The sequence below is a fragment of the Pseudoduganella sp. GW821-FHT05F09 genome, assembly GCF_059419605.1.
On record NZ_JBWKSD010000002.1, the window covers coordinates 206,281 to 232,309 of the forward strand.

Annotated in this window: 26 protein-coding genes; 2 read left to right on the forward strand and 24 right to left on the reverse strand. The window is 65.3% G+C overall.

All coding sequences use genetic code 11. From position 1 onward, the window contains the following. Position 1 precedes the first annotated feature (1 nt). From AC07S4_RS06060 to gyrA, 24 genes are all read right to left on the reverse strand, one after another. On the reverse strand, positions 2–196 hold the full coding sequence (locus tag AC07S4_RS06060; RefSeq protein ID WP_161072363.1) for a hypothetical protein: 195 nt from the start codon (positions 194–196) through the stop codon (positions 2–4). Then, a complete protein-coding gene (locus AC07S4_RS06065; RefSeq protein ID WP_494985784.1) occupies positions 193–924 on the reverse strand; it encodes a hypothetical protein in 732 nt (243 codons plus the stop codon). Before AC07S4_RS06065 ends, AC07S4_RS06060 begins: the two co-directional genes overlap by 4 nt. Then, on the reverse strand, positions 921–1,760 hold the full coding sequence (locus AC07S4_RS06070; RefSeq protein WP_494985785.1) for a hypothetical protein: 840 nt from the start codon (positions 1,758–1,760) through the stop codon (positions 921–923). Before AC07S4_RS06070 ends, AC07S4_RS06065 begins: the two co-directional genes overlap by 4 nt. Further along, positions 1,757–2,671, reverse strand: coding sequence for a hypothetical protein (locus tag AC07S4_RS06075; RefSeq protein WP_494985786.1), 915 nt, complete (start codon positions 2,669–2,671; stop codon positions 1,757–1,759). The genes AC07S4_RS06070 and AC07S4_RS06075 overlap by 4 nt, the downstream gene beginning before the upstream one ends. Further along, positions 2,668–4,035: a pilus assembly protein TadG-related protein gene (locus AC07S4_RS06080; RefSeq protein WP_494985787.1), complete on the reverse strand. Its 1,368-nt coding sequence runs from the start codon at positions 4,033–4,035 to the stop codon at positions 2,668–2,670. Before AC07S4_RS06080 ends, AC07S4_RS06075 begins: the two co-directional genes overlap by 4 nt. 3 nt (positions 4,036–4,038) lie before the next feature. Next, positions 4,039–4,341, reverse strand: a complete 303-nt coding sequence (locus AC07S4_RS06085; protein WP_494985788.1) for a hypothetical protein — start codon at positions 4,339–4,341, stop codon at positions 4,039–4,041. Positions 4,342–4,623: 282 nt separating this feature from the next. Further along, a complete protein-coding gene (locus AC07S4_RS06090) occupies positions 4,624–4,986 on the reverse strand; it encodes a ComEA family DNA-binding protein (RefSeq protein WP_494985789.1) in 363 nt (120 codons plus the stop codon). 102 nt (positions 4,987–5,088) lie between these two features. Continuing rightward, entirely contained in the window at positions 5,089–5,982 is an 894-nt protein-coding gene (locus tag AC07S4_RS06095; RefSeq protein WP_494985790.1) for an FAD:protein FMN transferase, read from the reverse strand. 4 nt (positions 5,983–5,986) lie between these two features. Next, on the reverse strand, positions 5,987–7,141 hold the full coding sequence (locus AC07S4_RS06100; protein ID WP_494985791.1) for a DUF3570 domain-containing protein: 1,155 nt from the start codon (positions 7,139–7,141) through the stop codon (positions 5,987–5,989). After that, positions 7,141–7,398, reverse strand: a complete 258-nt coding sequence (locus AC07S4_RS06105) for a DUF4266 domain-containing protein (protein ID WP_494985792.1) — start codon at positions 7,396–7,398, stop codon at positions 7,141–7,143. The genes AC07S4_RS06100 and AC07S4_RS06105 overlap by 1 nt, the downstream gene beginning before the upstream one ends. Positions 7,399–7,408: 10 nt before the next feature. Continuing rightward, positions 7,409–7,906: a TlpA disulfide reductase family protein gene (locus tag AC07S4_RS06110; protein ID WP_494985793.1), complete on the reverse strand. Its 498-nt coding sequence runs from the start codon at positions 7,904–7,906 to the stop codon at positions 7,409–7,411. Further along, positions 7,903–9,180, reverse strand: coding sequence for a DUF4214 domain-containing protein (locus AC07S4_RS06115; protein ID WP_494985794.1), 1,278 nt, complete (start codon positions 9,178–9,180; stop codon positions 7,903–7,905). The genes AC07S4_RS06110 and AC07S4_RS06115 overlap by 4 nt, the downstream gene beginning before the upstream one ends. 80 nt (positions 9,181–9,260) lie before the next feature. Continuing rightward, complete coding sequence (gene rfaE1, locus AC07S4_RS06120; protein ID WP_494985795.1) at positions 9,261–10,205, reverse strand: D-glycero-beta-D-manno-heptose-7-phosphate kinase; 945 nt, start codon at positions 10,203–10,205, stop codon at positions 9,261–9,263. Positions 10,206–10,215: 10 nt separating this feature from the next. After that, positions 10,216–11,391 (reverse strand): lipopolysaccharide assembly protein LapB, encoded by a 1,176-nt coding sequence (gene lapB, locus AC07S4_RS06125; RefSeq protein ID WP_494985796.1) that lies wholly within the window; start codon positions 11,389–11,391, stop codon positions 10,216–10,218. 13 nt (positions 11,392–11,404) lie between these two features. Then, the gene (locus AC07S4_RS06130) at positions 11,405–11,710 is read right to left on the reverse strand and encodes a LapA family protein (RefSeq protein ID WP_107877036.1); all 306 of its coding nucleotides are present in this window, start codon (positions 11,708–11,710) and stop codon (positions 11,405–11,407) included. A gap of 104 nt (positions 11,711–11,814) precedes the next feature. Then, positions 11,815–12,120 (reverse strand): integration host factor subunit beta, encoded by a 306-nt coding sequence (locus tag AC07S4_RS06135; RefSeq protein WP_050408958.1) that lies wholly within the window; start codon positions 12,118–12,120, stop codon positions 11,815–11,817. A gap of 17 nt (positions 12,121–12,137) precedes the next feature. Continuing rightward, on the reverse strand, positions 12,138–13,817 hold the full coding sequence (rpsA, locus tag AC07S4_RS06140; protein WP_161072484.1) for a 30S ribosomal protein S1: 1,680 nt from the start codon (positions 13,815–13,817) through the stop codon (positions 12,138–12,140). A gap of 82 nt (positions 13,818–13,899) precedes the next feature. Continuing rightward, complete coding sequence (cmk, locus tag AC07S4_RS06145; protein WP_494985797.1) at positions 13,900–14,568, reverse strand: (d)CMP kinase; 669 nt, start codon at positions 14,566–14,568, stop codon at positions 13,900–13,902. Positions 14,569–14,571: 3 nt separating this feature from the next. After that, positions 14,572–15,909 carry a 3-phosphoshikimate 1-carboxyvinyltransferase gene (gene aroA / locus AC07S4_RS06150; RefSeq protein ID WP_494985798.1) on the reverse strand — a complete coding sequence of 446 codons (1,338 nt, stop codon included), beginning with the start codon at positions 15,907–15,909 and terminating at the stop codon, positions 14,572–14,574. A gap of 25 nt (positions 15,910–15,934) precedes the next feature. Further along, on the reverse strand, positions 15,935–16,837 hold the full coding sequence (locus tag AC07S4_RS06155; RefSeq protein ID WP_494986444.1) for a prephenate dehydrogenase: 903 nt from the start codon (positions 16,835–16,837) through the stop codon (positions 15,935–15,937). 1 nt (position 16,838) lies between these two features. Continuing rightward, positions 16,839–17,957 (reverse strand): histidinol-phosphate transaminase, encoded by a 1,119-nt coding sequence (hisC, locus tag AC07S4_RS06160; protein ID WP_494985799.1) that lies wholly within the window; start codon positions 17,955–17,957, stop codon positions 16,839–16,841. Positions 17,958–17,984: 27 nt separating this feature from the next. After that, complete coding sequence (pheA, locus tag AC07S4_RS06165; RefSeq protein WP_494985800.1) at positions 17,985–19,058, reverse strand: prephenate dehydratase; 1,074 nt, start codon at positions 19,056–19,058, stop codon at positions 17,985–17,987. 28 nt (positions 19,059–19,086) lie between these two features. After that, entirely contained in the window at positions 19,087–20,169 is a 1,083-nt protein-coding gene (gene serC, locus AC07S4_RS06170) for a 3-phosphoserine/phosphohydroxythreonine transaminase (RefSeq protein WP_494985801.1), read from the reverse strand. A 94-nt stretch (positions 20,170–20,263) separates the two neighbouring features. Beyond that, positions 20,264–22,945, reverse strand: a complete 2,682-nt coding sequence (gyrA, locus tag AC07S4_RS06175; protein WP_494985802.1) for a DNA gyrase subunit A — start codon at positions 22,943–22,945, stop codon at positions 20,264–20,266. 420 nt (positions 22,946–23,365) lie between these two features. Here gyrA and ompA point away from each other — a divergent pair, with 420 nt between their 5' ends. After that, the gene (ompA, locus tag AC07S4_RS06180; RefSeq protein ID WP_161072383.1) at positions 23,366–24,085 is read left to right on the forward strand and encodes an outer membrane protein OmpA; all 720 of its coding nucleotides are present in this window, start codon (positions 23,366–23,368) and stop codon (positions 24,083–24,085) included. A gap of 202 nt (positions 24,086–24,287) precedes the next feature. Beyond that, the gene (locus AC07S4_RS06185; RefSeq protein ID WP_494985803.1) at positions 24,288–25,988 is read left to right on the forward strand and encodes a ShlB/FhaC/HecB family hemolysin secretion/activation protein; all 1,701 of its coding nucleotides are present in this window, start codon (positions 24,288–24,290) and stop codon (positions 25,986–25,988) included. The last annotated feature ends 41 nt before the right edge of the window (positions 25,989–26,029 follow it).

The following is a 26,029-nucleotide window of genomic DNA, read 5'->3' on the forward strand; positions in this document are numbered from 1 at the left end:
ATCAGAACGGAAGCGAGATGGCGTAGCTGATGTTCTTGTAGGCCAGCTGGAAACCGTCGCTGACGATCTCGAAGGTCGTGCGCGCCTTGCCCGGGCTGGCCGGGTTGTCCTGTATCGGTACGAACAGGGCGAAGCCCAGCACGGCGCAAACGATGGCGTATTCCATAGAGGTGTAGCCTGCCTGGTTCTTTTTCATTTCAGTTGCTCCATATGCGAAGTAGTGTTCAACACCACGGTGACGCGCCCTTCGCGGTCGCGGCAAATCACGGCCATGGCGTCCTTGCCCCGTCCTTTGAAGAACAGGGTGCTGCCGTTGACGGCGCCGGCAGGCAGGGGCCGGCCGCCGTATTCCTCGGGTTTTGCTTCCCGCTCGAATTCCAATCCTTCATCGCGCATCAGCTGGCGCACGCGGTCGCGGTTCACGTCCTCGCTGTAGCTGTTGTTCACCGCCAGCAGCAGCGACGCCACGCCGCGCTCGCTGGACGACAAAAAGCTGATCACGCGCGAGCCTTGCGGCAGCTGCGCCAGGTAGCGCTGGCGCAGCGCCTGGCTGGCGCCGCGCTGGCGCGCCGCTCCCTGCATGTCCGTCACCGCGATCAGGCCGCGCGTACCCTGCGGCAGGCCTTCAAGCTGGATCGTCACGTAGTAGCCGCCCTGCCGCCGGCCCAGCACCAGCTTGTTGCCCAACTTGTTTTCCATCAGCGGCTTGTCCAGATGCCTGTGGAACCACGCCGCCAGCACCGCCGGCGAGTCGCTGGCGGCAAAGCCGGTCAGGCGCATCGGCATACCCTGCGCCGTTACCTGCTGTCCCATATCGACAATGGCCGCGCTGGACGGCAACGCCACTTCGGGCCAGGCCGCCGCGTGTGCCTGCGCGTGCGCCATCAGCGCGGCGGCGATGCTCAATAACGCGCGCAGCATCATTTCAGCCGGTCCGCTGGCACGTCGTCGCGCCAGAATTCAAGCTCGCCCAGCTTGGGCCCCTTGTCACGGCAAGGATCCGGGAAGCAGGCAGGCATTTCCGTCAAGGCCACGGCAAAATCCACTGGCCCTTTAAACGGCGCCAACGCCTTGCCCGGCGTGAGCAGCACTTTGTCGATGCGGGACTCGACCTGCTCCGGCTTGGCGGCGGTCCATGTGTCCGCCACCACGCTGGTGGAGCGCCGTATCGTGATGCCGATATTCTTGAACGGCTCGTAGCTCTGCGCAGGGTTGCCTGCCGGCGCGGGCAAGTTGGCCAGCGCCACGCTCACATTGGCCGTGTACACGCCGTTCGCTTTCAGGCCCAGCTGCTCGCGCACATTGATCGGCACAGGCATGGAGAAAGGCGTATCGTCCGACGCGGAGGCGAAACCGGCGCTCTGCGTGGCGCCTGCGCCGCCGGCGCCAAAGGTCACCTTGACGTCGCTGAAGCTGTTGATCAGCGCGCCGCCGCTCTGGTCGCTCCAGAACAGGTTGCGGTTGGCCTTGAAGTCGCCCGCCACGTCGCCGGTCTTGATGGGCGCATCCGAATTGCTGAAGTAGCGGCGCCGCACTTCGTCCTCCAGCTGCGACACCGGCTTCCAGCTGCTCATGCCGTCGTTGCGCGTGATGGCGTCGAAAGCCACGTAGCGGCTGGCCATCTGCGTGGCGTAGCTGATGTCCTGGTACTTCGCCACCACCGGCATCAACAAGAACAGCGGCACCAGCACCAGGCACATGACCAGCAGCTCGGTCAGCGCCTGGCCGCGCTGGGCGGCGATGGATGCGGCGCGCTTCATTGCCCTGCCCCTCCCGTAAAGGTGTAGCCTCCGCCCGCATAAGGCGTGAAGACGGCGGCGCTGACGGTGGTGTCCATGGCCGCGTCGACCGCATCCAGCTTCATGCCCTCGGGCTGGTCCATGTTCACCAGCAGGCCGCCGTACTGGCGGCTGGCCGCGCCCACGCTGGGCCGGAACGAGCCGCCCGTCGCGTAGCACGCCGTGCCGCCACCCGCCACCGCCGGCAGCGACCAGACGTCGCAAGTCACGCCCTTCACCTCTTTTCGCTGGGCCGTCTTGCTGCTGGCGTAAGCGGCCAGTTGCCGGAACTGCGCAGCCGCAGCAGCCCTGGCAGGATCGTTCGCCATGCGCTGCAAGGCTTCCGCCCCGCCGCCTGCCCCGGCGCGCGCAGGCATGGGCCTGGCGCCTACGTGGCCGTCCGGGCCGCAGCGGCCCTTGGCTATCTTGTTCACCAGGTCGATCTGGCAAATGCCCTCGCTCGATTCCAGCCTGGCGGTGTGCACCGGCTTGGCCAGCAGGCTGCAGTCGCCGATGCGCACCAGGTAGGTCACGCCGGATGAATAATGGATGCTGCGCTGCGCCGCCAGGTAGTAGTCGTCGCGATGGGCCACCATGTAGTCGGGCCACGCGGTGGGCGGATTGACCGGCTGGCCGGTGCGCTGATGGTCCGCCACGCAGGCCTGCACGTTTTCCTTCAGCCGCGCCAGTTGCGCCGCGTTGCCTTCCTTGCCGTTGAAGTAGCCGTGCAGGCGCGCACGGTGCACCGGCACTTGCGCGCCCTGCCGCCCATAGGCCTCGTGCGGCATGGGCGCCTTGAACAGCTCGTCCTCCTGCGGCGTGGCGGCGTGGACGGTGCAGGCTGCGCAAACGCTGGCGATGGCGCAGAAAAGTCTGAATGTAAAGTCGGTCATGGATTAATGCCTTGCAAAGCCGCAGCCGCTGCCAGCGTCGCTGCGGAGTTATCGCCCAAATGCGCCTGCCAGTACGGATTGAACAAGCTGGCCAGCTCCTTCTTGCCGTCGGTGCGCGCCACCGGGCGGTCGAAATACACTTCAGAGGTGGCGACCGCCGCCACCACGTCCTGCGCCTGCGCCCCCTTCATCACGTCCAGACGGCCGGTCGGCTTGATCTGCGAGCGGCCGTCCGATGTCATGGTCTGCGCCTTGGCGCGCGTGAGCCGGATGGCAAAGCGCAGCACCGGGTCGACCCGCTTGGCGGCGGTGCCGCTGTCCGGCGAGTACGACAGCACTTCGCTGGACACGTCGAAGAAATTAGGCACGCCGCTGTAGTACCAGTCGCTGCCGCCGCCGTTCTTGCGCGCCGACTGCCTGCCGTCGCCCAGCGTGTAGCTGGCCGTGGTGCGGCAGCGCGGAATGCCGAAGCGGTAGCGCCATTGCTCCACCTGCAGCGTGGCCCTGTCCTGCGCGCGCCATTCGTCGAAACCGATCAGCTGCGTGCTGCCGGTGCGGTTGGCTTTGCCGCGCGGAACCGGGCCGCAGGGCCACAGCGAACTATCGCCCCAGGAGCGCTTCTCCACGAAGTCGTCCTTGTAGGCGGAGGCCAGCTCCAGGTTCTTGAAACGGGTGCGGTCGTTGCCGACGTTGGGGGTGATGAAAGGCTTGCCGTCGAACAGAGTGTAGTTGTCCAGCAGCGGTATCAGGTCCACCTTGACCACGCCGTCGCCCGCGTAGTTGGCGTCCGCCACTTCCTGCATCAGCCGGGTGCGCGCCGGCAGGAAACTGGCGTACATGGTGGTCTGCGCCAGCTGCAGCGCCACCTTGGCCGCCTCGGCGGCGATCACTACGCCTTCCAGCACCGGGCCGGCGCCGGCGTTAACCGCTTCAATCGTCTCGATGCCCCAGACCAGGCCCATGCACAGCGGCTCGTATTTAGCCAGCGCCAAGGGGGCCGGGACGTTGTAGATGGTTTCGCAAAGCATCGCCGTGGCGGCGCTGCTCGCGTGTTCATTGGTGTATTCCAGCCAGGAATCGACACTCACCATCTGCGCGATCAGGATCTCGTTCGCCATCAGCGCGCGGTTGGTGTAGGCATCGAAGTTCAATGCGCGGGCGTGCATGACGGCGGCGCTGTAGGCCACGGCGTCGGCCGTGTTGACCAGCTTGGCCTTCTCGGCCGTCAGCTGCCCGGTATTGAACATGAAAAACAACGCGACCAGCCCGCTCAGCAGGACGAACAATCCATAGATGAGCGCCTGCCCCCGCTGCCGCGCGCGGCGTGGCAGGGAAGTCAACGGGTTGGCTGCGGAAAACATCATGGCTTAGTTGCCGCCTGCGGCGCCCTGCTTGCCGGTGGTGGCCTGGTCGCCGTAAGTGCCCAGCGAGTTCTTGTTAGCGTCCTTGGCGGCGGCTGCGGCCTTGGTTGCTGCTGCCTGCGAAGCGGTGATGGCGGCGGTGCCGTCGTTGCCGGACACCTCGTTCGAGATGGCGGCCATCTGGTTGCGCACGGTGGCGCCGAACAGTTGCGTGACGGCGATGGCGGCCACGGCGATCATGGCGACGATGATGATGTACTCGGTCATGCCCTGACCGGTTTGCCTGCGTTTGAATGCGCGGAAGTTCATGAGATACCCCTTATCAAGTTGTGGAAACACCAAACAGAATGGGCTTCCACCGCGGGGTTGTGGCCCGCGCGAGGAAGCGGAGCCAACTGTAAGCCTTGTCTACCGCGCACATTTTCACCAAATGTAACGATGTTAAAAAAATAATTATTATTCGTATTTGGTGGGAAATTTAACAACATTTCAATCGTGCGCGCCGAGCTCATCGGTTACGATGGCCGCCTGGCGGCGGAATGAAAAAACCCCGCATCGCGGGGTTTTCGGGGTACTGCGGCAGTCCGGGGGTTATTTCGCCGGCGCGGCGGCGGCGGCGGCCGTCTTGTCCGCCGCTTTGCCGCCCTTCGCCGGCTTGGCGGGCTTGGCTTCGGCCGCGCCGTCGCGCGCTTTGCCGTTCACTTGCAGGCCGGCTTCGGACAGTTTGACCGCGTTCTTTTCGCCCACGCCCTTGACGCGCATTTCAAAATCGGCCCAGTCCTTGAAGGGGCCGCCCTTGGTACGCTCGTCCAGGATGGCTTTCGACTTGGCCGGGCCGATGCCCTTCACGCTGTCCAGCGCGGCCGCGTCGGCCTTGTTGACGTCGACCTGTGCAAATGCGAAGCCCATCGTCGCTACCAGCGCGGCAACTGCCATCAACAGTTTCTTCATCATGGTTGTCTCCGTTATCTAGGATCGCGAAACGGGGTTCCGCCTCGCCCGTGGTAAACGGCGGCCGCCGGCGCCAGTTGACCTGCTGCGTTTGACCTAAATCAACTAAACCGCGTGGCTGTGCAGTACGCCCGCCGCGTCCTGCGCCAGCCAGGCGCAGCCTGTTTGCGCCAGGAAATCCAGTGCCTGCGGGCCTTTCAGCATGGCAATGGTGGCGCTGGCGCCCGCCGCCACGGTGAGCGGCGCCAGCACGCTGACCGAGCGCCAGGCCGTGACCGGGTAGCCGGTGGCCGGATCGAGGATGTGGCAGTAGCGCTGTCCGTCCAGTTCGAAGTAGCGCTCGTAGTCGCCGGAGGTGGCCAGCGCGCCGCTGCCGACGTCGATGGCGGCGATGGCGCCGTCCTCCTGGCGCGGGTGCTGGATGGCGATGCGCCAGGGGCTGCCGTCCGGCTGCGGACCGAGCACGCGCAGGTCGCCGCCCAGGTTGACGTAGCCGCACTGCACGCCTTGCGCCAGCAGCAGCGCGGCGGCGCGGTCGGCGGCGTATTCCTTGCCGAAGCCGCCGAAGTCCAGCTCCATGCCGGCCAGCGGCAGGCGCAGCATGCGCACTTCCCGCTCGGCCTTGCGCCAGCCGGTCAGGGCCAGCAGCGGCGCCAGTTCCTCCGGGAGCGGCACGCGCGGCTGCTTGAAGTTCCAGGCCCGGCGCAGCACGCCGGTGGTGATGTCGAACAGGCCGCCGCTGAGGGTGTACAGCTGGTCCGCGTAGGCCAGCAGGGCCAGGGTTTCGTCGTCCAGCGGCAGCGGCGCGCCGCCGGCCGCGCCGTTGATGGCGGACACCACGCTGTCGCTGCGGTAGCGCGAATACTTCGCCTCGATGCGCCGCACTTCGGCCATGGCGGGCGCGGCCAGCACTTGCGCCGCCGCTTCGTTCGCGGCGGGCAGCAGCAGCTGGCAGGGGCTGGCCATGGCCTGGAAGGCCACCGTGTACAGCCCGCTCAAGCCCTCACCATTGCTTGCTGACGCCCAGCTGCCAGATTTGCGCGTCCATGCGCGCCAGGCCGGGGCTGCCCGAACCGAACTGGCGCCAGCCGGTGCTCTGGCGGTAATGCTCGGCCTTCACATGCGCGCGCCAGCCGTCGCCGAAGCTGTAGGCGGCCTGCAAGCCGGCCGTGACGGCACCGAAGCCGGACAGGCGCTGGTCCGCCGAGGTGAAGGCGGTGGAACCGAAAGTGTAGCCGGGCGGAAACGGCGGCCCGAAGCGCGGGTCGTACACCGGATCGAAATAGAAGTCCGCCGCCGACTGCGTGCTCAAACGCAGCGAGGGCGTCAGGGCCCAGCCGCCGCCGAGCGCGCGCTCGTATTCCGCCCCCAGCGTGTGGGCGCGGATGCCGAAGCTGTCCATGTAGTAGCGGTAGCTGGTGCGCGCGGCGCTGCCGTCCGCCAGCGCGTGGTTCCAGCGCAGCAGCAGACTGTTGACGTCGCGCTTGCGCGGGCGCTTGTCGACGTATTTATAGGGGTCGGAGTAGTAGCCCTTGCCTTTCGCATGCGTGAGGTCGAGCTTGACGATGTCGCGCTGGGTCAGCACCTGCTCCAGGCTGGCCAGCAGCTCCGCGGTGTGGCGGCGCTCGCCTGTCACCAGCAGGTTGACCGGGGAGATGGTGTCGTTGCTGACGCCAAGCGACAGGCCGCCGGTGGTGTTGTGGTCCGCGCTGCTGATGGTGCCGCCCAGCGACAGCGCGCGCGAGCGGTAGTCGTTCTCGTTGGACCAGGCCGCGCCCGCGCTGACGCTGGCGTTGGCGAGGTAGCGCGTCACGCGCAGGTCGGCGGCATGGCGCTGGTCGTCCATGCGCGAGGCGCCCGAGATGGCGGTGTGGTAGCGCGGCGTGGCGCCGGACACATGGTCGCTGACGGCGCCCGCATCCAGCAGCCAGGCGCCGGCCACCGGCAGCGACAGGCGCACTGCCGGCGAACGCACGCTGACGCGGTCCAGGCCGGGCTGTTCGTCCTTGTAGTGCAGATAGTCGACGCTCAGGGTGGCGCTGTCGGGCACTGTCTGCGCGGCGGCATCGGGCACGCCGAGGCCCAGCCCCAGGCCCGGCAGCGCGAGCGCGGCCAGCATCAGGGCCTGGCCCGGCGGCAGGTCGGACTTGAACGCCATCAGTTGCACCCGCAGCCGCCGCCGCCCACGCTGCCGGCGCCGCTGGCGGCTTCCTTGCTGTCGTAGATGTGGGCGCTGTAGCGCGACGCGGCAGGGTCGCGGTCGAAGCGCATATTGGGCTGGGCCAGCGCGCCTTTTTCCCACGCCGCGACAGGCTGGAGCGGGGCGCAGCCCGCGGCCAGTCCGGCTGCGGCGCACAGCGCGGCCCGTGCAGCCCACCCCGCCAGCCTGCGCCCTCTTCGCCACTGTGCCTGCATGCCTGCCTCCTTATGGTTGTTGCAGCGCGGACTGGATGCGTGCTTCCAGCGCGGCGGTATCGTTGTCGTTGAAGCCGCTGTGCAGCCACAGCAGCTTGCCGTCGCGGCCAATCAGCGCGCTGCTCGGCATGCCCTTGATGCCGTAGGCGCGCGCGGTGGCGCCGGCCGGATCGTAGGCGATGGTGAAGGCGGCCGGCACGCGTGACAGGAAGGCGGCGGCATCCTCGCCCTTGGCGTCCAGGTTGATGGCCAGCACCTGCAGGCCGGCGCCGCCATGGCGCTGCTGCAAGCCGTTCATCCAGGGGAAGGAGCGCTTGCACGGGCCGCACCAGGAGGCCCAGAAATCCAGGTAGACCAGCTTGCCGCGATAGGCGCTCAGCTGCACCCTGCCCTGCGCGCCCGGCAAGTCGAAGCCCGGCGCCATGGCCTCGCCCGCAGCGGCGCCGGCGCTGGCGCACGCCAACAGAGAGGCCAGGACAGCGGCGGCAGCGCCGGCGGCGGCGTTCATGGCGGCATGCCTGCTGCGAACCAGGCGGCCAGCAGGTCGCGTTCGGCTTGCGTCATGCCGGTCATATTCGCCCACGGCATGAATTGCGATTGCACGGTGGAGCTGAAGATTTGCGTCGAGCGCGCGCGGATTTCGGCTTCGGTGTCGAAGCGGATGCCCAGCGGCGCCGGGCTGAAGCCGGGTATGGTGGGTCGCACGGAATGGCACGGCACGCAGCGCTGCATGATGATGGCCTGCACCTGCGGGAATTTCTGCACCGGCTGCACCGGCTTGGTCCAGCTGAACACGCCGGCCTGGCCGGTGCTGGTGTTGACCCAGCTGCCCGCCAGCACCCCGGCCGCCAGGTTCAGGCTGCCGGTCAGCGTCACGCTCTGTCCTGCGGTGGTGGGCAGCGCCGCGCTGAAGCGGCCGCCCGGCTGCAAGGTGGCGCTGCCGCTCGCGTCCTGGTTCACCAGGTGGCCGAACAGCGCCATCGTTCCGTCGGGCTGGATGGTGATGCCGATGGCGCCCTGGTCGGCGCCGCGCACGGCCACCTCATACTGCCCTGCATACTCGGCGATGGCGTTGGCGGGCAGGCTGCTGCCAAAGGGCAGGTACTCAATGCCGCTGCGCACGGCGTTGGCCAGCAGCGCGATGTTTTCCGGCGAATCGGAGAACTGGGCCAACACTTCGGCCTGGCTCAGCCTGACGCCCAGCGGGCCGGTGCCGTCCAGATTGCCGACATGGTAGGCCAGCCCGGCGGCATCCGGCGCCCGCCCCAGCACGTTGGCGTACAGCAGCGTGACGAAGGCGGCACTGTCCGGCGCGCCGTACAAATTCATGAACTCCTGGCTGGTGACAAAGCTCGCGGCCACCGTGTTCAGCGGCGCGCCGTTGTCCATCGTGCCTATGTGGTAGCCCAGACCGGCGAGGTCCGGCTTGCGCTTGAACGCAGCCTGGTACAGGCGGTAGGCCTGGCCGGCGTTGCCGGACAAATCCAGGGCCAGCGCGGTGTCGGCAAAGCGCAGGCGGCTGTCCGCCGGCACCAGTTGCGCGGCGCCGCTGAGGTTGTCGGTGACGAGGTAGCCGCCCGTGGCGGCCGCCACGGTGTATTGGCTCAGATAGCCGCTGAAGCTGATGGCCGGCCCCGGGGCCGCCGCGTGCTGCGGCGCAGGACCGCCCGAAGCGGACAGGCGCGCGCCGGTGCTGGTATTGCCCGGCTGGGAGTGTTCGCCCGCGCCGCAGCCGGCCAGCAGCAGCGGCAGGACCAGACGGCAGAGGCGGAGTGCGTCCATGGCGGGTTACCAAGAAGGGAATGATTACATCTTAGCCATCCCTGTACTATTTGGCAACCAGCCCGAAGCTGCAAACAACGTCAGGCGAACAGCTCCTCGCGCGTGACGGTGGCCGTGCCCAGCTTGCCGACCACGATGCCGCCGGCGCGGTTCGCGGTCTGCACCGCCTCGTTCCAGCCCGCGCCCGCGCCCAGCATGGCGGCCATGGTGGCGATCACCGTGTCGCCCGCGCCGGACACGTCGAACACTTCGCGCGCGTCGGCCGGCATGTGGAAGCGCTCCTGCGCGGTGTACAGCGTCATGCCCTCTTCCGAACGGGTCAGCAGCAGCGCGTCCAGTTTCAGTTCGCTGCGCAGCTTCTGCGCCTTTTCGGTCAGCTGCTCCTCGCTGCTCCAGCCGCCGGCGATGTGGCGGAACTCGGACTTGTTCGGTGTCAGCACGGTGGCGCCGGCGTAGCGCGTGAAGTCGTCGCCTTTCGGGTCGACCATCACCACCTTGCCGGCCGCGCGGCCCGCCGCCACCATGTCGGCCACGTTGACCAGGCTGCCCTTGGCGTAGTCGGACAGGATGATGACGTCGTAGTCGGCCAGCAGTGCCTTGTACTGCATCAGCTTGTTGCGCAGCACGGTGTCGCTGGGCGGCTCCTCGAAGTCGATGCGCAGCATTTGCTGCTGGCGGCCGATCACGCGCAGCTTGATGATGGTGGAGATGGCTTCGTCGCGCTTGAGGTAGCTGTGGATGCCGCCGCTGTGCAGCAGCTGCTCCACCTGGTCGCCCGCCTCGTCGGCGCCGACCACGCCCAGCAGGCCGGCGTGCGCGCCCAGCGCGGCCGCATTGCGCGCCACGTTGGCCGCGCCGCCCAGGCGCGCTTCGCGCTTGTCCACGCGCACGATGGGCACCGGCGCTTCCGGCGAAATGCGGCTCACGTCGCCGAACCAGTAGCGGTCCAGCATCACGTCGCCAACCACGAGGATGCGCACCTTGTCGAGCGCGGGAGCTTGGTAAGTCGTTACAGAAGTGCTCATGGCGCCCTCGTCAATTCATTACGTTGAGTTCTTCCGTGCGGCGCGGCGGGTAGGATTCCCACTTGCTGCAGCCCGGGCAGTGCCAATAATACTGGCGCGCCTTGAAGCCGCAGTGGCCGCACTGGTAGCGCGCCAGCTTCTGGGTGTAGCCGTGCACCAGGCCCTTGACCATGGACAGCTCCGACAGCAGCTCGGGCGGCGCATCCATCATGCGCGCTTCCAGCAGCTTGTCCAGGCCCAGCAGGGTCGGCGTGCGGCGCAGTTCGTCGCTCACCAGCTGCTTGGCCGCGCTCACGCCGTCCAGTTCGATCACGGCCTTGAACACCACTTCCAGCAAGTCGATGGACGAGGCCTGCTCCAGGTAGGACTTGAGCAGCGACACGCCTTCCTGCGGCCGGCCCACTTTCTTGTAGCCGTCCATCAGGCGCTGCGCCACCAGCGCCACGTGCGGCACGCTTTGCTGCTCCACGCGGCGCCAGGTGTTGAGCGCCGCTTCCACGTCGCCCTGCATCAGCTGCGCGTCGCCCACCAGGATGGTGGCGCGCACGCTGGTGCGGTCGGCCTGCAGGGCCTGCTCCAGCAGCTGCATCGCTTCTTCCGGGTGGATGTGGACCAGCGCGTCCTGCGCCATTTCGCAGTAGAACTGCGCGATTTCCTTCTGGCGCACGCCGGCGCCCGCGTCCTGCAGGCCGGTGGCCACTTCAATCGCGCGCGGCCATTCCTTCTCGCGCTGGAAAATCTCCAGCAGCGAGCGGCGCGCCTGCACGCCGTAGGAACTGTCCACCAGGCGCTTGAAGGTTTCCTCGGCGCGGTCCAGCAGGCCGGCCTTCAGGTAGTCCATGCCCAGCTCGTATTCGGCGTGCGCCTTCTGCTCGGCCGGCAAGTCAGGGCGCGACAGCAGGTTCTGGTGCACGCGGATGGCGCGCTCGGTCTCGCCGCGGCGGCGGAACAGATTGCCCAGCGCGAAGTGCATATCGGCCGTTTCCGGGTCCAGGCGCACGATCTCGATAAAGGCGTCGATGGCCTTGTCGGGCTGGTCGTTGAGCAGGAAGTTCAGGCCCTTGAAATAGCCGCGCGGCAGCGTGCGCGACTCGGACACCAGCTGGCGGATGTCCACCCGCGCGGCGACCCAGCCCAGGCCGAAGAAAATGGGCATGCCCAATAACCACCAGAGTTCGAATTCCATACTTTTCTTAGGCTTATTGCTGCGTGTTGATACTGTCCGGCTGCGGCTGGGCGTTGACCTGCAGCGCCGAGGTTTGCAGCGTTTGGATGGTGGATTTTTGTTTGGTCGCTTCGCGCCGGTGGCGGAAAACGGTAGGGGTGAGCGCAAGCACGCCGAGGAAGGCGCCGGCGGCAAAGAAGCCGAGCAGCATCAGCACCAGGGGGCCGCGTAATTCGTAGTTCAGGAACAGGACCAGATTCACTTCCTGGGTGTTCTTCAGCGCGAAGCCGAAAAAGAGCACAAACAGGATAAAACCAAAAACAGTGGAAACAATTTTCATTCGTCAGCTTCCCGTTTCAAAAAAAAACGGCATCCAGGGACGCCGCTCTTTTACATCAGCCGGAACAGGCTTGCACCCGCCCCGGCTACCGTCATGTAGACGCTTCAGTCCTCGATGATGGGCTGGCCCACCATCGCGTCGACACGCTCGCGCAACTGCTTGCCCGGCTTGAAGTGGGGCACCCGTTTTTCGGGCACCATCACCTTGTCGCCGGACTTCGGATTGCGGCCGATGCGGGGCGGCCTGCTATTCAAAGCAAAGCTGCCGAAGCCGCGGATCTCGATGCGCTGGCCGCTCGCCAAAGCGCCGGTCATGGCATCGAGTATCGTCTTGACGGCGTACTCCGCATCCTTGGCCACCAGCTGAGAATAGCGCTCAGCCAGGCGGTTGATCAACTCGGACTTGGTCATCTACGTGGCTGACGTTCTTAGTTCTTGTTATCGAACTTGGCTTTCAGCAGTGCGCCCAGGCTGGTGGTGCCCGAAGCGGCGCTGCTGTCGACCGATGCCATCTTCTGCATGGCTTCTGCAGTTTCAGCATTGTCTTTAGCTTTGATCGACAGCTGGATCGAACGTGCTTTACGGTCGATGTTGATGACCAGCGCTTCAACAGCGTCGCCAACCTTCAGGTGGGTACCGGCATCTTCCACGCGGTCGCGGGAGATTTCGGAGGCACGCAGGTAGCCTTCAACTTCTTCGGACAGCTGGATCACGGCGCCTTTAGGCTCAACCGATTTAACGGTACCGTTAACCATCGAACCTTTGTCGTTCATGGCTGCGAAGTTGTTGAACGGGTCGCCTTCCAGTTGCTTGACGCCCAGGGAAACGCGCTCGCGCTCAACGTCGATGGCCAGAACAACGGCTTCCAGTTCGTCACCCTTCTTGAACTTGCGCACGGCTTCTTCGCCGGACTCGGTCCACGACAGGTCGGACAGGTGCACCAGGCCGTCGATGTTGCCGGCCAGGCCGATGAACACGCCGAAGTCGGTGATCGACTTGATGGCGCCACGGACTTTATCGCCCTTCTTGTGGGTTACGCCGAAGTCATCCCATGGATTTGCTTTGCACTGCTTCATGCCCAGCGAAATACGGCGACGCTCTTCGTCGATCTCCAGTACCATCACTTCTACTTCGTCGCCCAGCTGGACAACTTTGTTAGGAGCAACGTTCTTGTTGGTCCAGTCCATTTCGGAAACGTGAACCAGGCCTTCGATGCCCTGTTCCACTTCAACGAACGCGCCGTAGTCGGTCAGGTTCGTTACTTTACCGAACAGACGGGTGCCTTGCGGGTAACGACGGGACAGACCGGTCCAAGGATCGTCGCCCAGCTGTTTCACGCCCAGGGACACGCGGTTCTTTTCCTGATCGTACTTCAGGACTTTTGCGGTGATCTCTTGGCCAACGGTCAGCACTTCCGATGGGTGACGCACACGACGCCATGCCAGGTCGGTGATGTGCAGCAGGCCGTCGATGCCGCCCAGGTCCACGAACGCGCCGTAGTCGGTGATGTTTTTCACAACGCCGGTCACTACCGTGCCTTCTTTCAGCGTTTCCATCAGTTTCTGACGCTCTTCGCCCATCGAAGCTTCGATGACGGCGCGGCGGGACAGAACGACGTTGTTACGCTTGCGGTCCAGTTTGATAACCTTGAATTCGAGGGTCTTGCCTTCGAATGGGGTGGTGTCTTTGACAGGACGGGTGTCCACCAGCGAACCTGGCAGGAACGCGCGGATGCCGTTGGTCAGAACGGTCAGGCCGCCCTTGACTTTGCCATTGACGGTACCGACGACGATTTCGCCGGATTCCATTGCTTTTTCCAGTGCCAGCCACGAAGCCAGACGCTTGGCTTTGTCGCGCGACAGGATGGTATCGCCGAAACCGTTTTCCAGCGATTCGATGGCCACGGAAACGAAGTCGCCTACTTTGACTTCCAGTTCGCCTTGGTCATTCTTGAATTCTTCAACAGGGATGAAAGCTTCCGATTTCAGGCCGGCGTTTACGATCACAAAGTTGTGATCCAGACGAACGACTTCAGCGGAGATCACTTCGCCGGAACGCATGTCCTGACGGGACAGGGATTCCTCAAAGAGGGCTGCGAAACTTTCCATATTAGACATAGTACTTCCAGGTCAGCCAGTAAGGCCCGCGATATGCGGCTTCAACTGGGTTAGGGTTAATAAAACACAACAATTACTTTGCTGCGGCGGCATACCACTGCAACACCTGCGCCACCGCCTCATCGACGGCCATATGCGAGGTATCGAGCACATGCGCTCCCTCCGCGGGGACCAGCGGCGCGATGGCCCGGTTCGTATCCCGGTCATCCCTTGCCTTCAAATCCATCAGGAGGTCTTCCATATTAGCAGAAAATCCCTTAGCTATCAATTGCTTATATCGGCGTTCGGCGCGCGCCTCCACGCTGGCGGTCAAAAACACCTTCAGCGGGGCGCCGGGGAAGATCACCGTGCCCATATCGCGCCCGTCCGCCACCAGGCCCGGCGTCTTGCGGAAACCCAGCTGCAGCCCGTACAGCGCCTGGCGCACCGAGGGAAACGCGGCGATTTTCGAGGCCGTGTTGCCCACCTCTTCCTGCCGGATCGCGTCGGTGACGTTTTCATGCGACAAAAACACCGCCTCCCCGGTAAAACTGATGTTCAGGTGCTCGGCCAGCTTGGCCAGCGCGTGTTCATCCGTCAGGCTGGTGTCGCGGCGGATAGCCTGCAGCGCGGTCAAACGGTAGAGCGCGCCCGAGTCCAGCAGGTGGAAGCCGAGGTGGTCGGCAACCTTGTGTGCGACGGTGCCCTTGCCGGATGCGGTGGGGCCGTCAATGGTGATGACTGGAATATGGGAGGTGGACATGTTTTATTTGGCAATGGCGGCGAAGGCGTCGAAATAGTCGGGGAAAGTCTTGGCCACGCATTTAGGGTCGTTAATCCGTACATTATTGCCTCGACGCAATGCGCCGTCCAGCGAGACCAGCGAGAAGCACATCGCCATGCGGTGGTCGTCGTAGGTGTCGATGGCGGCCGAAGCGATGGCGGCGGGCGGCGTCACCTTCAGGTAGTCCGCGCCCTCCTCCACCACGGCGCCCAGCTTGCGCAGCTCGGTCGCCATGGCGGCGATGCGGTCGGTTTCCTTCACGCGCCAGCTGGCGATGTTGCGCAGCGTGGTGGTGCCGTCCGCGTACAGCGCGGCCACCGCGATGGTCATGGCGGCGTCCGGAATATGGTTGAAATCCATGTCCACGGCCTTAAGCGGGCCATTCGATCTGGCTTCGATCCAGTTGTCGCCCATGGTGATCTGCACGCCCATTTGCTCCAGCGCCTCGGCAAAGCGCACGTCGCCCTGGATGGAATCTCGCCCCACGCCTTCCACGCGCACCGGGCCGCCGGCTATGGCGCCCGCCGCCAGGAAGTAGGAGGCGGACGAGGCGTCGCCCTCCACGTGGATCAGGCCCGGGCTCTTGTAGCGCTGGCCGGCCCGCACGGTGAAGGACGCCCAGCCGTCCTGCTCCACCGTCACGCCGAAGCGGCGCATCAGGTTCAGCGTGATCTGGATGTAAGGCTTGGAAATCAGCTCGCCCACCACGGCTATCGTGACGGCGTGGCCCTGCGCCATCAGCGGCGCCACCATCAGCAGCGCGGTCAGGAACTGGCTGGAGACGTCGCCGCGCACCGACAGGCGCTGGGCCGCCAGCTTGCCCTTGCGGATGTGCAGCGGCGGGTAGCCGGGATTGCCCGTGTATTCAATTTGCGCGCCGATGGCGTTCAGCGCGTCCACCAGGTCGCCGATCGGGCGCTCGTGCATGCGCGGCACGCCGTGCAGCTTGTAGTCGCCGCCGATCACGGCCAGCGCGGCCGTCAGCGGACGGATGGCGGTGCCGGCGTTGCCCATGAACAGATCGGCCGAGGGCGCAAAGTGCACGCCGCCCACGCCGCCGCCGCCGGCCACGGTGTGCATGGGATAGCCGTCCATGGTGGGCTGGGCTTCCCAGCGCACGCCCAGCTCGCGCAGGGCGTTCAGCATGACGTGCGTGTCGTCCGACGCGAGCAGGCCGCCGATGCGGGTTTCGCCTTCGGCCAGCGCGGCCAGCAGCAGGATGCGGTTGGAGATCGATTTCGACCCCGGCAAGCGCACCACGCCTTCAACGTGGGCGACCGTTGCCAGATCGATGTGTTCGGGATAATTTTGCTGCGTCATACCAGTCCTTTTGCTTGTGGCTTGCCTATTCGGCTTTGTCTTGTGCGGGCGGCGCCTCGGCCGCCTCGATCGTCGCAATCCAGCGCTGGCGGGCTTGCTGGGCATTGCCGTACACCGCCTCGAGGGCGGCGCCGTCGCCGGCGGCAAGCTGCGCGCGCAGCGTGGTCAATTGTGCCAGATAGGCGTCCAGCTCAGTCAGCAGCGCGGCCTGGTTGGCCAGGCTGATGTCGCGCCACATTTCCGGCGACGAGCCCGCGATGCGGGTGAAGTCGCGGAAGCCGCTGGCGGCGTACTGGAACAGCAGATCGGCGTGCGGCTTGTGGGCGATGTCGTCCACCAGTGCGTAAGCCAGCAAATGGGGCAAATGGCTGACGGCGGCGAACACCTTGTCGTGTTCTTCCGGCGAGAGGCGATGGATCACAGCGCCGCAGGCACGCCAGGCGGCGGCCACCAGCTCCACGTCCGCTTCGGCGTTTTCGGCCAGCGGCGTGAGCACTACTTTCTTGCCTTGATACAGATGCGGAATGGCCGCTTCCGGGCCATTCGTTTCGCGCCCCGCGATGGGGTGGCCGGGCACGAAGCGTCCCAGCTTGTCGCCCAGCACGGCGCGCGCGGCGGCGGCCACGTCGCCCTTGGTGCTGCCCGCGTCCGTGACCACGGTGTGCGGCCCCAGGTGCGGCAGCAGCGCGGCCAGGATGCTGGCCGTCTGCGCCACCGGCGCGGCCAGCAGCACCAGGTCCGCGTCGCGCACGGCGCTGGCGATATCGGCGCCGATGGCGTCGATAATGCCCAGTTCCAGCGCGCGCTGCAGCGAGGCCGGCGAACGGTCCATGCCGACAACGCTGCGCACGGCGCCGGCCTGTTTCAGCGCCCGCGCGAACGAGCCGCCTATCAGGCCGACGCCAAAAATGACAACCTTGTTCACCACCTTACTCACGGTCCGACGCCAGCGCTTTCTGCAACGCCGAGATCAGGATGGCGTTTTCCTGCGGCAGGCCGATGGAAATGCGCAGCCATTCGGGCAGGCCGTAGTTGCCCACCGGGCGCACGATCACGCCCTGCTTGAGCAGCGCCAGGTTGACGCGCGCGCCGGCGGCCAGGTCCTTGCCCACTTTGACCAGCACGAAGTTGCCGTAGGAAGGCACGTACTCCAGGCCCATTTGCTGGAACGCTTCCACGAACTGCTGGTAGCCGGCGGCGTTGTTGCGCGCGCCCTGCTCCAGGAAGTCCTTGTCGTTCAGAGCGGCGATGGCGGCCGCTTGCGCCAGCGAGTTCACGTTGAACGGCTGGCGGATGCGGTTCATCAGGTCCGTCAGCGCGGGCTGGGCGATGGCGAAGCCCACGCGCAGCCCGGCCAGGCCGTAAGCCTTGGAGAAGGTGCGCGACACCAGCAGGTTGGGAAACTGCTTGACCCACGCAGCGGACTCGTACTGGTTTTCCGGCGCCAGGTATTCGTTGTAGGCCTCGTCCAGCACCACCACCACGTTGGCCGGAACCTTCTTCAGGAAGGCTTCGATTTCGGCGGCGCCGATGAAGGTGCCGGTGGGGTTGTTCGGGTTGGCGATGAAGACCAGACGGGTGTCCGCGTCGATGGCGGCGGCCATTGCGTCCAGGTCATGGCCGTAGTCCTTGGCCGGCACCACGATGGCGCGCGCGCCCAGGCCTTGCGTGGCCAGCGCGTACACCGCGAACGAGTACTGCGAGTAGACGATGGCCTGGCCCTTTTCCACGAAGGCGTGGGCGGCGATTTCCAGGATGTCGTTGCTGCCGTTGCCCAGCGTGATCCAGTCGGCCGGCACGTCGTAGCGCTCGGACAGCGCGGCTTTCAGCTCGAAGCCGTTGGCGTCCGGATAGCGGCCCAGGTCCGCGGCGGCGGCAGCCATGGCGGCCTTGGCCGATTCCGGCACACCGTAGGGGTTTTCATTGGAGGCCAGCTTGACGATGGACGCTTCGTCCAGGCCAAACTCGCGCGCCACTTCGGAGATGGGTTTGCCAGCCTGGTATGGGGCGATGGCGCGGACGTATTCAGGACCGAAATTCTTGGACATAGGATTCTCAATGAATTATTAAGCGAATTAAGTAAGGCTGACCGGGTAGGAGCCCAGTACCTTGAAGAATGCAGCCTGGTCTTTCAGCTCGGCCAGGGCCTTGCCGACGGCGGCGTCGTTCACATGGCCGTCCACGTCAACGTAGAAGTAGTACTCCCAGGTGCCGATGCGCGCCGGGCGCGATTCGAAACGGGTCATGGACACGCCGTGCTTGGCCAGCGGCGCGAGCAGCTGGTACACGGCGCCGGCCTTGTTCGGCACGGCCAGCACCAGCGAGGTGTGGTCTTTGCCGGACGGCAGCGTCTGCAAATGGCCGATCACGGCGAAGCGCGTGCGGTTGTGCGGGTCGTCCTGGATATGGCCCTTGACCACGCCCAGCTTGTACTGCGTGCCCGCCATTTCGCTGGCGATGGCCGCCACGCTGGCGTCGTCGCCCGCCATGCGCGCCGCTTCCGCGTTGGAGGCCACGGCGCGGCGTTCGATGTTGGGGTAGTTCTGGTTGAGCCACACCTGGCACTGCGCCAGCGCCTGCGAATGCGCGCAGATCACCGTCACGCCGTCCATATTGCCGGTCTTGGTCATCAGGCTGTGGTGCACGGCGATGGCCACTTCGCCGCTGATCAGCGTGGTGGTGCCCAGCATCAGGTCCAGCGTGCGGTTGATGGCGCCTTCGGACGAGTTCTCCACCGGCACCACGCCGAAATCGGCGGTGCCGGCCTCGGTGGCGCGGAACACTTCGTCGATGGAGGCGCAAGGCAGGCCTTCGACGGCGCTGCCGAACTGCTGGTACACGGCCTGTTCGCTGAAGGTGCCGACCGGGCCGAGATAGGCCACGGTGACGCGCTTTTCCAGCGCGCGGCAGGCGGACATGATTTCGCGGAAGATGGTCTGCACGTCGGTGGCGACCATGGGGCCGGGGTTGCGGTCGGCCACGCCGCGCAGCACCTGGGCTTCGCGTTCGGGACGGAACACCGGCGCGTTGGTTTCGGCCTTTACGTGGCCGACTTCCTGCGCCACTTTGGCGCGCTGGTTCAGTAAGGCGAGGATCTGCGCGTCAATCGCGTCGATCTGCTCGCGCAGGGGTTTCAGTTTATCTGTCATGTTCTGCAGCCAGAGGGTGGGTTTGGCCTTAGCGGCCCGCAAATTCGTTGAGGTAATCGACCAGGGCATGTACGCCCTCGATAGGCATCGCGTTGTAGATCGATGCACGCATACCGCCGACGGACTTGTGGCCCTTCAGTTGCAGCAGGCCGCGCGCTTTGGCGCCGGCCAGGAATGCTTCATTCTTGCTTTCGTCGCGCAGGTAGAACGGTACGTTCATGCGCGAGCGGTATTGCGGCAGGACGCGATTCTGGTAGAAGTCGTCCGCATCCAGCGCGGCGTACAACAGCGCTGCTTTTTCCATGTTGCGGCGTTCCATCTCGGCCACGCCGCCTTGTTTTTTCAGCCACTGGAACACCAGGCCGGCAATGTAGATGCCGTAGGTGGGCGGCGTGTTGTACATCGATTCGTTGTCGGCCACGTTCTTGAAGTCGAAGGCGGACGGGCAGAAAGGTAGGGCCTTGCCCAGCAGGTCTTCGTGCACGATCACCACGGTCACGCCGGCCGGGCCGATATTTTTCTGCGCGCCGCCGAAGATCAGGCCGTACTTGGCCACGTCCACGGGGCGGGACAGGATGTGCGAGGACATGTCGGCCACCAGGGTGGTGCCGCCCTGCGCGGTCGGCACGAAGTCGATCTCCACGCCGTCTATGGTCTCGTTGGTGCACAGGTGCAGATAGGCCGCGCCGGGCGTGAGCTTCCACTCGGACTGCGGCGGCACGAAGGTGTAGCCGTTGTCCCTGGCGCTGGCGGCCACGTTCACATTGGCGTAGCGCGCCGCTTCCTTGATGGATTTGCTGGACCAGGAACCGGTCTGCACGAAGTCCACGGTGGCATCCGCGCTGCCGATCAAATTCATAGGCACCACGGCGTTCTGCGACAGGCCGCCGCCCTGCATGAACAGGATCTTGTAGTTGTCCGGCACCGCCAGCAGCTCGCGCAGGTCGCGCTCGGCGGCACGGTAGATCGAGATGAACTCCGGGCCGCGATGGCTCATTTCCATGACGGACATTCCACTGCCGTTCCAGTCCAGCATTTCAGCAGCGGCCTGGGCCAGCACTTCTTTCGGCAGCACGGCGGGACCGGCTGAGAAATTGTAGATGTTCGTCACAACTTGTTCCTTTAAATGAAAAACGGGGCCAGTGTCATTGTCGCATTATTCCGCGCACACGACCCCGGCCCCGCCCAATACGAATTACGCCAGCTTATTCAGGCGCGGATTCCGATGCGTCCGGGGCCTCCGGCGCGTCCGCTGCGTCCGAAGCGTCGGATGCGGCGGCGCCGCCGGATGGCTCCAGCTCCACCTCGTCGATGTCGGTTTCCACGATGCGCTGCAGGCCGGACAGCTTGGTGCCGTCTTCCACCGCGATCAGGGTCACGCCTTGCGTGGCGCGGCCCATTTCGCGGATCTCCGCCACGCGGGTGCGGATCAGCACACCGCCCGTGGTGATCAGCATGATCTCGTCGGTCGGCTCAACCAGCGTGGCGGCAACCACTTTGCCGTTGCGCTCCGAGGTCTGGATGGCGATCATGCCCTTGGTGCCGCGGCCGTGGCGGGTGTACTCGGTGATCGGAGTACGCTTGCCGTAGCCGTTCTCGGTGGCCGTCAGCACGGACTGCTGCTCGTTCTCGGCCACCAGCAGGGCGATCACGTTCTGGCCTTCTTCCAGGTTCATGCCGCGCACGCCGCGCGCCGTGCGGCCCATAGGACGCACGTCGTTCTCGTCGAAGCGCACCGCCTTGCCGGCGTCGGAGAACAGCATCACGTCGTGCTGGCCGTCGGTCAGCGCGGCGCCGATCAGGAAGTCGCCCTCGTCCAGGTCGACCGCGATAATGCCGGCCTTGCGCGGGTTGCTGAAGTCCTTCAGCGGGGTCTTTTTCACGGTGCCCAGGCTGGTGGACATGAAGACGTAATGGTCTTCCGGGAAGGTGCGGTTTTCGCCCGACAGCGGCAGCACCACGGTGATCTTCTCGTCGTCCTGCAGCGGGAACATGTTCACAATCGGCTTGCCGCGCGAGGCGCGCGAGCCCTGCGGCACTTCCCATACCTTGAGCCAGTACATGCGGCCACGGTTGGAGAAGCACAGGATGTAGTCGTGCGTGTTGGCGATGAACAGCTGGTCGATCCAGTCCTCGTCCTTGGTCGCCATGGCCTGCTTGCCGCGTCCGCCGCGCTTCTGCGCGCGGTACTCGGAAATCGGCTGCGACTTCATATAACCCAGGTGCGACAGCGTGACGACCATGTCCTGCGGCGTGATCAGGTCTTCCGTGCCCAGGTCGGTGGCGTTGTGCTCGATGCTGGAGCGGCGCGCGTCCTTGCTGCCGTATTCCAGCTGGGCGGCGGTCATTTCGTCGGTGATGATGGTGGTCACGCGGGCCGGCTTGGACAGGATGTCCAGCAGGTCGGCGATCAGCGCCATCACGTCCTTGTATTCGTTGACGATCTTGTCCTGTTCCAGGCCGGTCAGGCGCTGCAGGCGCATTTGCAGGATTTCCTGCGCCTGGTCGTCGGACAGCTTGTACAGGCCGTCCGGCTGCAGGCCGTAGTGCTTGGGCAGGTGCTCGGGACGGAAGGCGTCCATGCCGGCCTGGCCTTCGTCGCCGGTGCGGGCCAGCATTTCGCGCACGATGGACGAATCCCAGCCGCGCTCCATCAGCGCGGTCTTCGCCACCGGCGGCGTCGGCGCGGCCTTGATGATGGCGATGAAGTCGTCGATATTGGCCAGCGCCACGGCCAGGCCTTCCAGCACGTGGCCGCGTTCGCGCGCCTTGCGCAGTTCGAACACGGTGCGGCGCGTCACCACTTCGCGGCGGTGCGACAGGAAGCACGCCAGCATTTCCTTCAGGTTCAGCAGCTTGGGCTGGCCGTCGACCAGGGCCACCATATTCATGCCGAAGGTGTCTTGCAGCTGGGTCTGCTTGTACAGATTGTTCAGCACCACTTCCGGCACTTCGCCGCGCTTCAGCTCGATGACCACGCGCATGCCCGACTTGTCGGACTCGTCGCGGATGTCGGAAATGCCTTCCAGCTTCTTGTCGCGCACGTTTTCGGCGATGCGTTCCAGCAGGGACTTCTTGTTGACCTGGTATGGCAGCTCGTCAACGATGATGGCGGTGCGGCCACCGTCCTTGCCGTATTCCTCGTAGTGGGTCTTGGCGCGCATGACCACGCGGCCGCGGCCGGTGCGGTAGCCGTCGCGCACGCCGGACACGCCGTAGATGATGCCGGCGGTCGGGAAGTCCGGCGCGGGGATCAGCTCGATCAGCTCGTCGATGGTGCAGTCCGGGTTGCGCAGCACGTGCAGCGCGCCGTTGATCACTTCGGTCAGGTTGTGCGGCGGGATGTTGGTCGCCATACCCACCGCGATACCGGACGAACCGTTGATCAGCAGGTTGGGAATGCGGGTCGGCAGGACGGTAGGCTCTTTTTCCTTGCCGTCGTAGTTGGGCGCGAAGTCGACCGTGTCCTTGTCGATGTCGGCCAGCATTTCGCCGGCGATCTTGTCCAGGCGGCACTCGGTGTAACGCATGGCCGCGGCGTTGTCGCCGTCGACCGAGCCGAAGTTGCCCTGGCCGTCGACCAGCATGTAGCGCAGCGAGAAGTCCTGCGCCATGCGCACCAGCGTGTCGTAAATCGAGGCGTCGCCGTGCGGGTGGTATTTACCCATGACTTCACCGACCACGCGCGCGCACTTGACGTAAGGGCGGTTCCAGACATTGTTCAGTTCGTGCATCCCGAACAGGACCCGGCGGTGTACCGGCTTGAGGCCGTCGCGCGCATCCGGCAAGGCTCGGCCCACGATCACGCTCATGGCGTAGTCGAGGTAGCTCTTGCGCATCTCTTCTTCGAGGGAAATAGGGATTGTTTCTTTTGCGAATTGATCCATGTGTGGGTCGTCTGTTCTTAACTGAGGTTGACTTATCTGTTACGCACGCTGCCGTACACCCGTTGTCCGCAGACAAGCGCACGATTTTAGCATGCGCGTCATGGCTGCTGCGCAATTCCGGCGCCGGGGTCCGCCGCGGCCGGGCCGGGACCGGGACCGGCCGTGTCACGGAGCGGAAACAATGAAACGTTATTATTTCGCTCAGCGTTGCGCGAAAACAACATTTTGGTCAATTGCGGCCCGGATTCAATTTGCGCCATTAGTATTCCATTTCCATCCCTATGGCAAAATGGACTAGAAGTTAATTGCCTGTTTCGCAATCGGGAACCCGCGCGGCAGAGGGGCATATGGTAGGATGCGCCCCATGCACCAACGTCGCGCAGTTTTTCTGCGGATACCACCCCGAAAGGAAGAAAAAATATGAATAAAATTATTGCATCGATTTTTGCCGCGTCGGCAGTGATCGCTGGCTCCGCCGTGGCCCAGCAGCCAACCACCCCGCCTTTCGCCCCCGTGACCCAGGACATCAAAGCCGCCACTCCCAAGAGCGCTTATGTCCAGGATGCACGCGGCATTATCGCCCGCGACCCGTTCGGCCTGTGCTGGCGCACCGGCTACTGGACCCCGGCTGACGCCGTGCCAGGTTGCGATCTGCCTATCTGCGTTGAGCCAGAGAAACTGGAAAACGGCAAATGCGTAGCTCCGCCTCCGCCGCCAGCACCGGCGCCTGCCCCGGCACCTGCACCAGCCCCTGCGCCAGCCCCGGCTCCAGCGCCGACCTCGGAAAAAGTCAGCTTCGCAGCGGACGCCTTCTTCGACTTCGACAAAGCCGTGCTGAAGCCTGAAGGCAAAGCCAAGCTGGACGACCTGAGCTCGAAACTGGGCGCGATCAACCTGGAAGTCATCATCGCCGTAGGCCACACCGACTCCGTCGGCAGCGATGAATACAACCAGAAGCTGTCGGTACGCCGTTCGGAAGCCGTGAAAGCCTATCTGATCTCGAAAGGCGTGGAAGCGAACCGCGTCTACACCGAAGGCAAAGGCGAGAAGCAGCCAGTGGACGACAACAAGACCGCCGCCGGCCGCGCTAAAAACCGCCGCGTGGAAATCGAAGTTGTAGGCACCCGCAGCACCAAGTAATACGCAGCATGCGCGTGCGCTAAACGCACGCGAATAGCACCATTCAAGCCGCCCGGTTCATGCCGGGCGGTTTTTTTTTGCCACGCAAAATGTAGCGTTGTAAATTTGTACTCGCCCCAATTTGTTGTTGACTCGACATCGGCGTTGCAGGACCATTCTTTCCTGTTGGACAATCGCTGAAGTGAGAGAACAGGGGTTAAGCATGATTAACCGCGCTTGGCTTTTCGGCGGCATTGCCGCCGCACAGTGTCTCAACTGCCTGGCCCAAACGGTGCCGGACGCAGGACGGCTGGACGACCGCAACCGGCCGCCGCCCCCCTCCTCCCCGCCCGCCGCGCCGCGCGTGGTGGTCAATCCCTCCGGCCTCCCCTCGCAGCCGGGCCAGCCCGCGCTCACCGAAGGCAGCCTGATGGTGAAGGGTTTCCGCTTCAGCGGCGACCTGGACGGCATTGCGCCGGCCACGCTGGCCAGCCTGACCGCCGGCGACGGCGGCCGCGTGATGGCGCTCAGCGAACTGCACACCGTGGCCGACAAGGTCGAGCGCCATCTGCAGGCCGATCTGGGCCTGGTGGTGGCCAAGGCCTGGGTGCCGCTGCAGGACGTGCAGGACGGCATGGTGGAAATCCGCATCCTGCAGGGCACGGTGGAGCAGCTCAAGCTGGCCAGCGCGCCCGGCCAGCCTGCCGTGCCGTCCGGCGCGCTGGCGCCGGCCCGCATGCTGCTGCCGCCCGGCGCCGCCATCAGCCGCGCCAGGCTGGAGGAAGCGGTGTACCGCATGTCCGACTACGTGGGCACGCCGGTGCGCGCGGTGCTGCTGCCGGCCGCCGCCCTGGGCCGCTACGACATCCAGTTTGAACTGGACGCGGCCGGGCGCGTGAGCGGCAGCATCAGCGTGGACAACACCGGCAACCGCTACACCAGCCAGTGGCACGACACGGTCAACCTGAAAGTGGCCAACCTGACCGGCCACGCCGACCAGCTGCAGCTGACCGGCCAGCTGCTGACCGACAAGCAGCGCAGCCTGCGCGCCCACTACCAGCATCCGCTGCCGGGCGACTACCGCATCGGCCTGAGCGGGCAGGTGTCGCGCTACGAGCTGGGCGGGGCCTTCGAGCCGCTGGACGCGCACGGCCGCACCACGCTGTTCGGCGTGGACCTGCAGCGCGCGCTGGCGCGTTCGCGCGCCTACAATCTGTACGCCAGCGCCGAGGTGCTGCGCCGCAAGCTGACCAACCACCAGCTGGGCGCGCTCACCAGCGAGCACACCGTCAATGAACTGAACCTGGGCCTGCGCACCGACTGGACCAGCGGCACGGCCTTCAACTACGGCTGGGTGACGCTGACCGGCGGCAACGTCAAGCTGGACGGCGCGGCGCTGGACGCGGTCAGCGACCATCTCGGCCCCGACCTGCGCGGCGGCTTCGGCAAGCTGGCCTTCGGCTACACGCGCAGCCAGCCGGTGGGCAAGGACGGCAGCGTCGTGGCCAATCTGTCCGGCCAGCTGGCCAGCAAGAACCTGGACTCGTCGGAGACTTTCCTGCTGGGCGGCATGGGCGCCGTGCGCGCCTACCCCAGCGGCGAAACGGCGGGCGACCAGAGCCTGGTGGCGCAGATCGAGTACCACCGGCAGTTCGGCCAGGCGCTGCGCGGCTTCGCCTTCTACGACATGGGCTGGATCAAGGTGCGCAAGCATCCGTGGCCGGGCTTTGTGGGCGACAACAGCTTCACCTTGAAAGGCGCCGGCCTGGGCCTGGCCTGGCAGCCGGCCAGCCGGGTCGAGCTGTCGCTGATCGCTGCGCGCAAGCTGGGCCACAACCCGGTGGCCGATCCGCTGACCGGCAACGACAGCGACGGCCGCTCGTCGCGCTTCCGGGTGTGGGCGTTCGCGATTTTCCGCTTCTAGCCCGCCCTACGGTGGATACACCGCCGCCCGTTCATCTTAAT

Excerpts from the sequence above, each read along its gene's own strand:
- AC07S4_RS06060 (WP_161072363.1), bottom strand. The coding sequence starts at position 196 with ATGAAAAAGAACCAGGCAGGCTACACCTCTATGGAATACGCCATCGTT.
- AC07S4_RS06065 (WP_494985784.1), bottom strand. The coding sequence starts at position 924 with ATGATGCTGCGCGCGTTATTGAGCATCGCCGCCGCGCTGATGGCGCAC.
- AC07S4_RS06070 (WP_494985785.1), bottom strand. The coding sequence starts at position 1,760 with ATGAAGCGCGCCGCATCCATCGCCGCCCAGCGCGGCCAGGCGCTGACC.
- AC07S4_RS06075 (WP_494985786.1), bottom strand. The coding sequence starts at position 2,671 with ATGACCGACTTTACATTCAGACTTTTCTGCGCCATCGCCAGCGTTTGC.
- AC07S4_RS06080 (WP_494985787.1), bottom strand. The coding sequence starts at position 4,035 with ATGATGTTTTCCGCAGCCAACCCGTTGACTTCCCTGCCACGCCGCGCG.
- AC07S4_RS06085 (WP_494985788.1), bottom strand. The coding sequence starts at position 4,341 with ATGAACTTCCGCGCATTCAAACGCAGGCAAACCGGTCAGGGCATGACC.
- AC07S4_RS06090 (WP_494985789.1), bottom strand. The coding sequence starts at position 4,986 with ATGATGAAGAAACTGTTGATGGCAGTTGCCGCGCTGGTAGCGACGATG.
- AC07S4_RS06100 (WP_494985791.1), bottom strand. The coding sequence starts at position 7,141 with ATGGCGTTCAAGTCCGACCTGCCGCCGGGCCAGGCCCTGATGCTGGCC.
- AC07S4_RS06105 (WP_494985792.1), bottom strand. The coding sequence starts at position 7,398 with ATGCAGGCACAGTGGCGAAGAGGGCGCAGGCTGGCGGGGTGGGCTGCA.
- AC07S4_RS06110 (WP_494985793.1), bottom strand. The coding sequence starts at position 7,906 with ATGAACGCCGCCGCCGGCGCTGCCGCCGCTGTCCTGGCCTCTCTGTTG.
- AC07S4_RS06115 (WP_494985794.1), bottom strand. The coding sequence starts at position 9,180 with ATGGACGCACTCCGCCTCTGCCGTCTGGTCCTGCCGCTGCTGCTGGCC.
- rfaE1 (WP_494985795.1), bottom strand. The coding sequence starts at position 10,205 with ATGAGCACTTCTGTAACGACTTACCAAGCTCCCGCGCTCGACAAGGTG.
- lapB (WP_494985796.1), bottom strand. The coding sequence starts at position 11,391 with ATGGAATTCGAACTCTGGTGGTTATTGGGCATGCCCATTTTCTTCGGC.
- AC07S4_RS06130 (WP_107877036.1), bottom strand. The coding sequence starts at position 11,710 with ATGAAAATTGTTTCCACTGTTTTTGGTTTTATCCTGTTTGTGCTCTTT.
- AC07S4_RS06135 (WP_050408958.1), bottom strand. The coding sequence starts at position 12,120 with ATGACCAAGTCCGAGTTGATCAACCGCCTGGCTGAGCGCTATTCTCAG.
- rpsA (WP_161072484.1), bottom strand. The coding sequence starts at position 13,817 with ATGGAAAGTTTCGCAGCCCTCTTTGAGGAATCCCTGTCCCGTCAGGAC.
- cmk (WP_494985797.1), bottom strand. The coding sequence starts at position 14,568 with ATGTCCACCTCCCATATTCCAGTCATCACCATTGACGGCCCCACCGCA.
- aroA (WP_494985798.1), bottom strand. The coding sequence starts at position 15,909 with ATGACGCAGCAAAATTATCCCGAACACATCGATCTGGCAACGGTCGCC.
- hisC (WP_494985799.1), bottom strand. The coding sequence starts at position 17,957 with ATGTCCAAGAATTTCGGTCCTGAATACGTCCGCGCCATCGCCCCATAC.
- pheA (WP_494985800.1), bottom strand. The coding sequence starts at position 19,058 with ATGACAGATAAACTGAAACCCCTGCGCGAGCAGATCGACGCGATTGAC.
- gyrA (WP_494985802.1), bottom strand. The coding sequence starts at position 22,945 with ATGGATCAATTCGCAAAAGAAACAATCCCTATTTCCCTCGAAGAAGAG.
- ompA (WP_161072383.1), top strand. The coding sequence starts at position 23,366 with ATGAATAAAATTATTGCATCGATTTTTGCCGCGTCGGCAGTGATCGCT.
- AC07S4_RS06185 (WP_494985803.1), top strand. The coding sequence starts at position 24,288 with ATGATTAACCGCGCTTGGCTTTTCGGCGGCATTGCCGCCGCACAGTGT.